Below are 10,776 nucleotides of genomic sequence, written 5' to 3' on the forward strand. Positions count from 1 at the left end.
AAATCCGCGTCCGTTCAAGCCTTATGGCATGAATACGCAGCTCCGACATCCCTGGCCCACATCAAGCGAGTCCCGCCCGAAAGCCGCGCACTAAGGAGTGATTCAATCTTGCATTGCAAAGGGCAACACCATGGCGTGGACAGTCGCAGATAGCCGGAGCCTGTACGGTATCCGGCATTGGGGGGATGGATATTTCGATATTGCCGACAACGGTTGTGTCAGCGTGCGGCCGAATGCCGCGCTTGGCGAAGATATCGATCTGATGGCGCTATTGCAGCGCCTGTATGGCAAGAATCTGGATCTGCCGCTGCTGATCCGCTTTCCCGACATCCTGCAAAACCGTGTGACGCGCCTGTGCCGTGCTTTTGACGATGCCATCGCACAGGCCGGCTACGGCAACCGCTATACCGCCATCTATCCGATCAAGGTCAACCAGCAGGAGGCGGTGATCAAGAGCATCATCGCCACGCCCGATGTTTCCATCGGCCTTGAGGCCGGCTCCAAGCCCGAGCTGATGGCGGTGCTGGCGCTGTCGCCCATCGGCGGCACCATTGTGTGCAACGGCTACAAGGACCGCGAGTTTATCCGGCTGGCGCTGATCGGCCAGAAGCTGGGTCACGAGGTGTTTATCGTGATCGAGAAGGAGATCGAGGTCGATCTGGTGATCGAGGAGGCCGCGCGACTGGGGGTGCGGCCGTGGCTGGGCATGCGCGTGCGCCTGTCTTCGCTGGCCTCGGGCAAGTGGGCGGACACCGGTGGCGACAAGGCCAAGTTCGGCCTGTCGGCGGCGCAGCTGATTTCGGCGGCCGACAAGCTGGCGGCAGCCGGCATGGCCGACTGCGTGCGCCTGATGCACTTTCATATGGGCTCGCAGATCGCGCATCTGGAAGACTACCGCAAGGGCTTTGGCGAGGCGATCCGCTACTATGGCGAGCTGCGTGCGCTGGGTCTGCCTATCGATCATGTTGATGTCGGCGGCGGGCTGGGGGTCGATTACGACGGCACCCATTCGCGCAACGAAAGCTCGATCAACTACGATATTGACGAGTACGCACAGGCAATTGTCGGCCTGCTCACCGAGTTCTGCGCCGACAATGATTTGCCGCAACCGCGCATTTTTTCCGAGTCCGGCCGCGCAATGACCGCGCACCACGCGGTGCTGGTGATGAATGTCACCGATGTCGAGCGCCTGCCGGATGCCGTGCCGGCTGTGGCCGATGTCGCCGCGCTGGCGCTGCCCATCCGCAAGCTGCTGGAGCTGACGCAACTGGCCGATGCGGAGATGGTCACCGAAACCTATTATCGCGCCAGCCATCTGGTGTCGGATGTGGCCGAGCTGTATACCGCAGGCCGGCTGTCGCTGAAGGAAAAGGCGCTGGCCGAAACCATACACGCTGCCTTGTGCCGCCGCCTGCAGCGCCAGCTCAGTGCCGGCCAGCGCAGCCAGCGTCAGGCTTACGACGATCTGACCGAGCGCCTGGCCGACAAGTATTTCTGCAACTTTTCGGTATTCCAGAGCCTGCCCGACACCTGGGCTATCGATCAGGTGCTGCCCTTGATGCCAATCCATCGTCTGGATGAGGAGCCGACGCGGCGCGCGGTGCTGCAGGACCTGACCTGCGACTCCGACGGCAAGGTCAAGCAGTATGTGGACGGGCAGAGCATAGAGACCAGCATGGCGGTGCACGAGGTCAAGGCCGGCGAGGAGTACCTGATCGGCGTGTTCCTGGTTGGCGCTTATCAGGAGATTCTGGGCGATATGCACAATCTGTTTGGCGACACCGACTCGGTCAATGTCTATCAGTACGCCGGCGGGATGCTGGAATGTACCGGGGTGGAGGAGCACGACACCATCGAAGACATGCTGCGCTATGTGCACCTGTCGCCGGAAGAGCTGTTAGAGCGTTACCGTCACAAGATGTCGGTGCTGGATATCAGCGAGCGCGGCAGTTATCTGGCCGAGTTTGCGCGCTGCCTCAAGCAGTCTTCGTATCTGTCGCTGTAGCCGTGTGTTGTCGGTTGTGATGTAAACAGCGGGAAGGTCACCCTTCCCGCTTTTTTGTGCCGGCGTCAGGCCGGCTGCTGTTGTGTGGTGCAGTGTATACCGCCGCCACCGGCGGCGATGGCATCGATATCCAGCTGGATTACATCGCGGCCGGGAAATAGCTCACGCAGGGTGTCGCGGGCATTGTTGTCGGCCGTGATATCGCCAAACTGTGGTGCGATGACGGCACCGTTGCAGACATAAAAATTGATATAACCGGCGGCAAACTCGCTGTTGTCAAAACGCGGGCGGATGCTGTTGGGGCCTTGCATCTCGACCACGCGCAGCTTGCGGCCTTGGGCATTGGTCGCGGCGCGCAGGATTTTCAAGTGTGCGCGGGTGACGGCGTAATCGAACGAGTCGGGATCCATTTCCAGCCCGGCCACCACGACGCCGGGGCCGGCGAAGCGGGCGTAAAAGTCGGTATGGCCATCGGTGATATCGCGCCCGGCGATGCCGGGCAGCCAGATAATCTTGCGGATGCCCAGCAGCCGTTTCAGTTCGGCCTCGCAATCGGCCTTGCTGACTCCGGGGTTGCGGTTGCGGTTGAGTACGCAGCTCTCGGTCATGATGGCCGTGCCCTCGCCATCCACCTCGATGCCGCCGCCTTCCAGTACCAGCTTGCTGTGCAATACAGGCGTACCCGCTTGGGCACAGACAAATTCGGCGACTTCTGCGTCCTGGGCATAGGCCTGTTTATTGCCCCAGCCATTGAAATTGAAGTCGACACCGGCCAGTTTTCCCTGCCGGTTTTTGACAAATACCGGCCCTGTGTCGCGTATCCACAAGTCGTCAAGCGGCTGGCTTAGCAGCTCGACTTTTGGGTTCAGCAGCTGCCGGGCGATAGCCAGTTCGCTCTGGCGCACCAGCATCTTGACCGGCTCGTAACGGACGATGGTGTTGGCGATCAGCGCCAGCGCGTCGCGGCAAGGAGAGAGCAATTGCGGCCCCCAGATGGCATCCGATGCACCAAACGCCATCCACGTGGCACGATGCGGGGCGCTCTCGTCGGGCATGCGCCAGCTGTCTGTGCTGTCAGTCTCTCCGCCAGCCCCGCCCAGGCAGCCGCTGGCCAGCGGGGTGAGTGCCAGGGCGCCGCCGATACGCAGGCCGCGTTGCAAAAATTCTCGTCGCTTGAGCATGCTTTGCTTTCTTTTCAGGTAGTGGGATGGGGGGCGGTTCAGCCTTTTTTGAACGTCAGCCAAGTACGGCCTTCGATGCCAGCGCCAGCATGCCCAGTGCGAGTTGTTTATTCATGGCTATCTCCTTAACGGTAACAAGATGCCACGCCATCGCTGGTGAGCAAGGTGCGGTACATTTCGGGGCGGCGATCGCGGAAGAAGCCCCATGACTGGCGCTCGGCGCGGATGGCATCCAGATCGAAGCTGGCCAGCAGAATGGTCTCTTCGCTGCGCCCGGCCTCGGCCAGCTTGGCGCCGGTATGGTCGGCAATAAAACTGGAACCGTAAAAGGTACTGCTCAAACCCTGTTGCTGCGGATTGCCATTGCCGATGCCGCTTTCGGTTCCGATACGGTTGGCTGCCACTACCGGCAGCATATTGGCGGCGGCGTGGCCTTGCATGGTGCGCTGCCAGTGACCGGCAGAATCGTAGTCGGCACTGAAGGGTTCGGAGCCGATGATGGTGGGGAAGCACAGGATTTCCGCCCCCATCAGCGCCATGCTGCGTGCCGTTTCCGGATACCACTGGTCCCAGCAGATGCCGATTCCAAGCTTGCCGAAACGGGTGTCCCACACCTTGAAGCCGGTGTCGCCGGGGGTGAAGTAGAATTTTTCGGTGTAGCCGGGGCCATCCGGGATATGGGTCTTGCGGTAAACGCCCAGAATGCTGCCGTCGGCGTCGGCCACTGCGACCGAATTGAAGGCTGCGTTGCCGGCCCGTTCGAAAAAGCCTATCGGCAAAACGACCCCCAGCTCGCCTGCCAGCGCGGCAAAACGGGCGATATGCGGGTTGCCCGCAAACGGCTCGGCCAGTGCCAGATGGCTGGCATTCTGGTCGATACAGAAATAGGGCAGCATGAAAAGTTCGGGCAGGAGGATAAGCTGCGCGCCTTGTGCCGCAGCTGCGCGTACCAGGCGTTCGGCTGTGGCCATATTGTCTTCTTGTGTCCAGCTGCCGGAGGCCATCTGGATGGCGGCAACGGTGATGATTCTTGAGGGCATCGCTGTTTTCCTTAAATGTTTGCCGGCAGCTGGCCGGTGGTGGCGGGCTGTTGCTGGGTGGAGCAGTGCAGGCTGCCGCCGCCTATGCTGATGGTCGGCACCGGCAGTAGCTTGACTTGGCGGCCGGGAAAGGCCAGGCTGAAAGCCTTGTGTGCCGCCTCATCTTCGGCCACGCCAAAGGCGGTGGCAATCACCGCGCCGTTCACCAGAATATAGTTGGCATAGCAGTCGCAGTAGCGCTCGGAGCCAAAACGCTTGCTGACGATGGGCGAGGGCAGTTCCAATAGTTCGAAACGGCGGCCACGGCTATCGTGCGCCAATTCCAGTGCGCGGCGGTTTTCCTGCATGATTTTGAAATAGTCGCCCTGATCCTGCTTAGCCGACTGCAGCAGGATACGGCCCGGGGCAATAAAAGAGGCAATGCCGTCTATATGGCCATTGGTCTCGACTTCATCCGGGTTGCCTGGCAGCCAGATGATCTGAGTGACCCCCAGCATGCGCTTTAGCTCGTTCTCTATTTCCGGTCTGCTCATATGCGGGTTGCGGTTGGGATGCAGCAAACAGCTTTCGGTGGTCAATAGGCTGCCTTGGCCATCCACATAAAAAGAGCCGCCTTCCAGTACCATCTCCGAATTGAACAGTCTGGCGCCGGCATGGCGGGCGATATCCTGTCCCAATTGCTGGCAACCGTCGTATGGCTGGTATTTTTCGCCCCAGGCATTGAAGCGGAACACGGCGGCACCCAGTTGCCCCTGCGCGCCTTGTAAAAAGATGGGCCCGCAGTCGCGTACCCAGTTATCTTCGGCGGCCACCGGGAGGACGGTGACCGTGTTGCCGCATAGCGCTTGGGCATGTGCTGCTTGGCTGTGGTGGGCGGTGACAATGCAGCGCTGAAAGCGGGCAATGGTGCGGGCCACAAGTGCGAACTCGGCACAGACTTGCGCGTAATGGCTAGCCCAGAGTTCTTCGCGGTTTTCCAGTACAGGCCAGCCCAGATAGCTGGCCTGTTGCGTTTCCCACTCTGCCGGCATGCGGTAGCCCTGGCTTAGGGCATCAAAACGACTCATACGTCCTCCTTGCTGTTTGATGCAAGTATGCGTCGGCTTATACTTGATGAAAATTGATGTTTATTGTGCCTATTGAACAGATTTTCTCATCTATCTATGCAACGACTTCCCTCGCTTAAACTGCTGACCGGCTTCGAGGCTGCTGCCCGTCTGGGTAATTTTTCGCGTGCCGCCGACGAGCTTTGCCTTTCGCCATCTGCCATTAGTCACCAGATACAGGAGCTGGAAGCCCAGCTCTGCCAGCCTTTATTTCGCCGTGTCGGGCGCGGCGTGGAACTGACGGTCGCGGGCGAGGTATTGCTGGGCAGCGTGCAGCGCTCGCTGGGTACATTGCGTAGTGGTCTGGGGCGGATCGCTAGTTATCTGGACCCAGGCTTGGTGGTGCTGGTATGTCCGGCATCACTGGTGCATGGCTGGTTGCAGCCACGGCTGTTTGCATTGCAAACGCAGTTCCCTGGCTTATGTCCCTTGCTGGTGACGGATGAGTCGGTGCGTTATGTCGACGAAGTCGATGTCGATATCACCATAGGCGAACGGCCTTTGCAGCAGGCCGGTCTGGAGGAAGTGCCGTTTTTGCAGGACGAGTGGGTGATGGTGGCCAATGCTGCGCTGGCACAGCGTCTGGCTCCGCTGCCGCAGGCAGCGCACCACCAGCATGCCGGACTGATCTGTCTGGAGGAAAGTTTTACCCGTGATGCTACCGCCAGCCTGTTTCGCGAGCAGCTCGCACCTTTTCGAAAATTGGCAATCTACGACGATGCACGCTTGTTGCTGGACGGTGCCTTGCGCGGCGCGGGTGTCGCCTGCGTGCCGCATCTTTTGGCCGAAGACAGTATCCGTGGCGGTCAGCTTGCCATCCTGCCTGATTATCCGCGCCTGCCCGGTACAGTCTGGTGGCTGTCCCGGCTGGCGGGGGCGCCAAGATCTGCGCTGGTGGGCGAGATGTTTGCGTGGCTGTTGCAGCAGGGAGGGGCGCGCATGCCGTAAGCGCGCCCTGTTTCTGAGTCTTACCAGTTGCTCTCGCGCTCGGGGGTAGCGCTGATTTTATGGATGGACAGGTCGGCGCCGTTAAATTCTTCTTCTTCCGTCAAACGAATACCGACCGTGTTTTTCAGCAGGCCGTAGACGATCAGGCCGCCGCCAAAACCGACGCTAATGCCGAGCAAGGTTCCGGCCAGTTGCGACATCAGGCTGACGCCGCCGCTGCCGCCTAAGGCTTCCAGTCCGAACAGGCCGGCTGCGATGCCGCCCCAGGCGCCGCACAGGCCATGCAGCGGCCACACGCCCAGTACGTCATCGATTTTCCAGCGGTTCTGCGTCAGGGTGAAGAGCCAGACAAACAGTGCGCCTGCGATGGTGCCAACTGCCAGAGCGCCCAAGGGGTGCATTACATCCGAGCCTGCGCATACCGCCACGAGTCCGGCCAGCGGGCCGTTATGGATAAAGCCCGGGTCATCCTTGCCCAGCCACATTGCCGCCAGCGTGCCGCCGACCATGGCCATCAGCGAATTGATGGCGACCAGACCGGAAATGCCTTCTATCTTTTGCGCGCTCATGACATTAAAGCCGAACCAGCCGACGATCAGTATCCAGGCGCCTAGCGCCAAAAACGGAATGGAGGACGGTGGGTGCGCCGAGATACGGCCATCCTTGCCGTAGCGGCCACGACGCGGGCCCAGTAGCAAAATGGCGGCCAGCGCGATCCAGCCGCCGACGGCATGCACGACCACCGAGCCGGCAAAGTCATGAAACGGTGCACCAAAAGCGCGGGTCAAACCGTCCTGAATGCCGAAGTGGCCATTCCAGGCGATGCCTTCGAACAGGGGGTAGACCAGACCGACCAGCAAGAAAGTGGCCGCCGTTTGCGGGTGGAAGCGGGCGCGTTCGGCGATGCCGCCCGAGATAATGGCCGGAATGGCGGCGGCGAAGGTCAGCAAAAAGAAGAACTTGACCAGCTCCACGCCATGGTTGGCCGATAGCGTCTTGGCCGAGGAGAAAAAGTCTACGCCGTAAGCGAGGCTGTACCCGACGAAAAAATAGGCGATGGCCGATACGGCAAAGTCGGTAAGGATCTTGACCAGGGCATTGACCTGGTTTTTTTTGCGCACCGTGCCCAGTTCGAGAAAGGCAAAGCCTGCGTGCATGGCCAGTATCATCACCGCGCCCAGGAGCAGGAATAGGGTATTTTCAGCACTTCCGGTCATGGCATTCCCTTATATGTTTTGGTTTGCCACGGTTTATGCAAAATAAGTGCCAACTTGGTGCAGTGCTAGCGCCGCTCTGGTGCGTTTGCAATGCCCGTCATTGGTGCGTGAAGCAGCTTGGCTGCACCATATAAGTGAATGTGCGCTCAGGCTAAGGGTAGATTAAGCGTTTCCTTGATTTCTTCCATCACCACATAGCTTTTCGATTCATTGGCCGCCGGCAGTTTAAGCAGGATGTCGCCCAGCAGCTTGCGGTATTGCGACATATCGGCGATACGGGCCTTGATCAGATAGTCGAAGTCGCCGGACACCAGATGGCAGTCGAGAATTTCGGGGATTTTCTGCACATCGCGGCGAAAGGCATCGAAGATATCGCCCGATTTGCTGGAGAGTTTTATTTCGACGAAAACCAGCAATCCAGCACCCAGCAGGGCCGGATTGAGGCGGGTGTAGTAGCCGCAGATGACGCCTTCGCGCTCCATGCGCTTGACGCGCTCGCTGCATGGCGTGGTGGACAGGCCGACTTTGTCCGCAAGTTCGGTCATGGCGATGCGTGCATTGCCCTGCAGTTCGCGCAGGATCTTTTTATCGGTTTTATCCAGAGTGCCGGTCTTGTTCATGCTTTCTCTTTTTTCTATGTGTTTGCATTAATTTGTCACTTATTTTGCCTGATTCTTTGGTGAAAAAAACTGGCTAAGCCTCAATATACTACGCCAAATCACTAAATGGAGACTCGGCCATCGCAGCCGTGGGAGAAAAGATGAAAGTCGTCGTACTGGGTGGCGGTGTGGTAGGAATTTCGAGTGCATGGTATCTGGCCAAGGCCGGCTGCGAGGTGACGGTGCTGGAGCGCCAGAGCGGTGTGGCGCTGGAAACCAGTTTCGGCAATGCCGGCCAGATTTCTCCCGGCTATGCCGCGCCATGGGCTGCGCCCGGTATTCCGCAAAAAGCCGCCAAGTGGCTGTTGCAGCGCCATGCGCCGCTGGCCATTCGCCCGGACGGCTCGCTGTATCAGTTGCAGTGGATGGCCAGGATGCTCGCCAACTGCAACCCCAAGGCTTACAACCTGAACAAGAGCCGCATGATGCGCCTCGCCGAATACAGTCGCGACAAGATCCGCGAACTGCGCGCCGAGACCGGTCTGGCTTATGAAGGACGTCAGGGTGGCACCTTGCAGCTATTCCGCTCCCAGGCGCAGGTCGATGCGATGGGCAAGGATATCGAGGTGCTGGAAGAGTGCGGCGTTGCCTATCAGGTGCTGGGGCGCGATGAGCTGGCCAGCGTCGAGCCGGCGCTCGCGCGGGTCAAGCACAAGCTTACTGGCGGTCTGCGCCTGCCTAACGACGAAACCGGAGACTGCCAGCTGTTCACCTCGCGTCTGGCCGAAATGTGTGTCGATGCCGGTGTGCGTTTCGTGTTCGATGTGGCTATCGAGCGCATCGAAGAGGCTAACGGCAAGGTGTCGGGCATCGTGGCAGGGGGCGAGCGTTATGTGGCTGACCACTATGTGGTGGCGCTGGGCAGTTATTCGCGCGACTTGCTGCAAAGCCTGAAGATCGATATCCCGGTCTACCCGGTCAAGGGCTATTCGCTGACGGTGCCTATCGTCAATGCCGATGCTGCACCGGTATCGACCATACTCGATGAGACTTACAAAGTGGCGGTGACGCGTTTCGATAACCGTATCCGCGTCGGCGGCATGGCCGAATTGTCCGGCTATAACCTGGAACTCAATCCGCGCAGACGTGAAACGCTGGAAATGGTGGTGTCCGACCTGTATCCGGATGGCGGCGACGTGAAGGCGGCCAGCTTCTGGACCGGCCTGCGTCCGATGACGCCGGATGGCACGCCGATTATCGGCGGCACCCGTCTCTCCAATCTGTCGCTCAACACCGGCCACGGCACCTTGGGCTGGACCATGTGCGCAGGCTCGGGCAAGGTGCTGGCCGATATGATTACCGGCAAAACGCCTGAAATCAGTACCGATGGCCTGTCCATGCAGCGCTATGCCAAGGCGGGCCAGACGCTGGTGACACCGGCGCGCACGCTGGTGGCCGGCTGATGCGCCCCTTGCAGGCGGAAATCCGCCTTGACGCGCTGCGCGATAATTACCGTCTGGCGCGCCAGCTTGCAGGCGGGCGTACCCTGGCGGTGGTGAAGGCCAATGCCTATGGCCATGGTGTCGTGCGCTGCGCGCGCGCACTAGATGGCGAGGCCGATGGTTTTGCCGTGGCCTGCATCGAAGAAGCGCTGGAGTTGCGTGCGGCCGGCATCGTTGCCCCCATTTTATTGCTGGAGGGGGTGTTCGAGCCTGATGAGTACAGCCTGTGCGCCGAGTTGGGCTTGTGGTGCGTGGTGCAAAGCGATATCCAGCTCGCCATGCTGGAAACTAGCCCGGTTGCCAGTTTGCCGTCAGTCTGGTTGAAGATGGATTCCGGCATGCACCGCGCCGGCTTCGCGCCGGACGATTACGCGGCAGCATGGCAGCGGCTGGCAGGCAGTGGCAAGGCGCTGGAGATCGTCAAGATGAGCCATTTTGCCCGTGCCGACGAGCCGGATCAGGTGATGACGCAGGCCCAGATCGAAACTTTCGATGCAGCATGCCGCGCTTTGCCGGGTGCTGCCAGTCTCGCCAACTCGGCCGGCCTGATGGTGCATCCGAGTGCAAGGCGGGAATGGAGCCGTGCCGGCATCATGCTGTATGGGGTCAATCCTTTGCCGCAGGGGATGGGGCCCGCCCTCAAGCCGGTCATGCGTTTAACTAGCCGGATTTTTGCGGTGCGTGAAATTGCAGCGGGTGAGCCGCTGGGTTACGGCCACAATTTTGTGGCGACACGGCGCACGCGGGTGGGGTTGGTGGCGTGTGGCTATGCCGACGGTTATCCGCGTCTGGCCTCTACCGGCTCGCCGGTTGCGATCGACGGGGTGCGCAGTCGTGTGATCGGGCGGGTATCGATGGATATGTTGACGGTAGATCTGACCGATTTGCCTGCAGCCGGGCTTGGCAGCGAGGTTGAGCTATGGGGGGGTGCGATTAACGTCAATGAAGTTGCCGCCTGCGCCGGTACCATTGCGTATGAGCTCTTGTGTAACGTCAAGCGTGCCCGTTTTGTCTGATTCTTTGCATGTGTGCCCCTCTTTGATCCGGCTTTGGCCGGATTTTTTTATCTGGCCAAAGGGAAAGAAGAAAGAGGAGGGATAGACGTGAAAAAAGCTTCCCGAAGGAAGCTTTTTTGACTGGCGGAGTGGACGGGACTCGAACCCGCGACCCCCGGCGTG

General features: G+C 60.0%; 9 protein-coding genes. 4 read left to right on the forward strand and 5 right to left on the reverse strand.

All coding sequences use genetic code 11. The features are described 5' to 3' along the window. Positions 1–130 precede the first annotated feature (130 nt). Positions 131–2,005, forward strand: a complete 1,875-nt coding sequence (gene speA / locus GQF02_RS07625; protein WP_160796075.1) for an arginine decarboxylase — start codon at positions 131–133, stop codon at positions 2,003–2,005. 65 nt (positions 2,006–2,070) lie between these two features. On the opposite strand, the gene GQF02_RS07630 is transcribed toward speA, so the two are convergent. The 3 genes from GQF02_RS07630 to GQF02_RS07640 all read right to left on the reverse strand — a co-directional run bounded on the left by GQF02_RS07630 (position 2,071) and on the right by GQF02_RS07640 (position 5,293). Next, entirely contained in the window at positions 2,071–3,186 is a 1,116-nt protein-coding gene (locus GQF02_RS07630; protein WP_160796077.1) for an agmatine deiminase family protein, read from the reverse strand. Positions 3,187–3,311: 125 nt separating this feature from the next. Continuing rightward, positions 3,312–4,226 (reverse strand): N-carbamoylputrescine amidase, encoded by a 915-nt coding sequence (aguB, locus tag GQF02_RS07635; protein WP_160796079.1) that lies wholly within the window; start codon positions 4,224–4,226, stop codon positions 3,312–3,314. Positions 4,227–4,237: 11 nt separating this feature from the next. Next, entirely contained in the window at positions 4,238–5,293 is a 1,056-nt protein-coding gene (locus GQF02_RS07640) for an agmatine deiminase family protein (RefSeq protein WP_160796081.1), read from the reverse strand. A 96-nt stretch (positions 5,294–5,389) separates the two neighbouring features. Here GQF02_RS07640 and GQF02_RS07645 point away from each other — a divergent pair, with 96 nt between their 5' ends. Then, entirely contained in the window at positions 5,390–6,280 is an 891-nt protein-coding gene (locus GQF02_RS07645; protein ID WP_160796083.1) for a LysR family transcriptional regulator, read from the forward strand. Between the two features lie 20 nt (positions 6,281–6,300). Here GQF02_RS07645 and GQF02_RS07650 read toward each other — a convergent pair whose 3' ends face one another. Further along, positions 6,301–7,497 carry an ammonium transporter gene (locus tag GQF02_RS07650; RefSeq protein ID WP_124734331.1) on the reverse strand — a complete coding sequence of 399 codons (1,197 nt, stop codon included), beginning with the start codon at positions 7,495–7,497 and terminating at the stop codon, positions 6,301–6,303. A 146-nt stretch (positions 7,498–7,643) separates the two neighbouring features. Further along, the gene (locus GQF02_RS07655) at positions 7,644–8,117 is read right to left on the reverse strand and encodes a winged helix-turn-helix transcriptional regulator (protein ID WP_124734330.1); all 474 of its coding nucleotides are present in this window, start codon (positions 8,115–8,117) and stop codon (positions 7,644–7,646) included. Between the two features lie 83 nt (positions 8,118–8,200). On the opposite strand from GQF02_RS07655, the gene GQF02_RS07660 reads away from it, so the two are divergent. Together GQF02_RS07660 and alr are read left to right on the forward strand one after the other, a co-directional pair. Continuing rightward, positions 8,201–9,559, forward strand: coding sequence for a D-amino acid dehydrogenase (locus GQF02_RS07660; RefSeq protein WP_328698602.1), 1,359 nt, complete (start codon positions 8,201–8,203; stop codon positions 9,557–9,559). Further along, on the forward strand, positions 9,559–10,614 hold the full coding sequence (gene alr, locus GQF02_RS07665) for an alanine racemase (protein WP_160796085.1): 1,056 nt from the start codon (positions 9,559–9,561) through the stop codon (positions 10,612–10,614). The genes GQF02_RS07660 and alr overlap by 1 nt, the downstream gene beginning before the upstream one ends. Positions 10,615–10,776 lie beyond the last annotated feature (162 nt).

The organism is Craterilacuibacter sinensis (genome assembly GCF_009831765.1).
GTDB classification, from domain to species: domain Bacteria; phylum Pseudomonadota; class Gammaproteobacteria; order Burkholderiales; family Chromobacteriaceae; genus Craterilacuibacter; species Craterilacuibacter sinensis.

Coding starts and splice junctions, on each gene's coding strand:
- speA (WP_160796075.1), top strand. CDS start 131: ATGGCGTGGACAGTCGCAGATAGCCGGAGCCTGTACGGTATCCGGCAT.
- GQF02_RS07630 (WP_160796077.1), bottom strand. CDS start 3,186: ATGCTCAAGCGACGAGAATTTTTGCAACGCGGCCTGCGTATCGGCGGC.
- aguB (WP_160796079.1), bottom strand. CDS start 4,226: ATGCCCTCAAGAATCATCACCGTTGCCGCCATCCAGATGGCCTCCGGC.
- GQF02_RS07640 (WP_160796081.1), bottom strand. CDS start 5,293: ATGAGTCGTTTTGATGCCCTAAGCCAGGGCTACCGCATGCCGGCAGAG.
- GQF02_RS07645 (WP_160796083.1), top strand. CDS start 5,390: ATGCAACGACTTCCCTCGCTTAAACTGCTGACCGGCTTCGAGGCTGCT.
- GQF02_RS07650 (WP_124734331.1), bottom strand. CDS start 7,497: ATGACCGGAAGTGCTGAAAATACCCTATTCCTGCTCCTGGGCGCGGTG.
- GQF02_RS07655 (WP_124734330.1), bottom strand. CDS start 8,117: ATGAACAAGACCGGCACTCTGGATAAAACCGATAAAAAGATCCTGCGC.
- alr (WP_160796085.1), top strand. CDS start 9,559: ATGCGCCCCTTGCAGGCGGAAATCCGCCTTGACGCGCTGCGCGATAAT.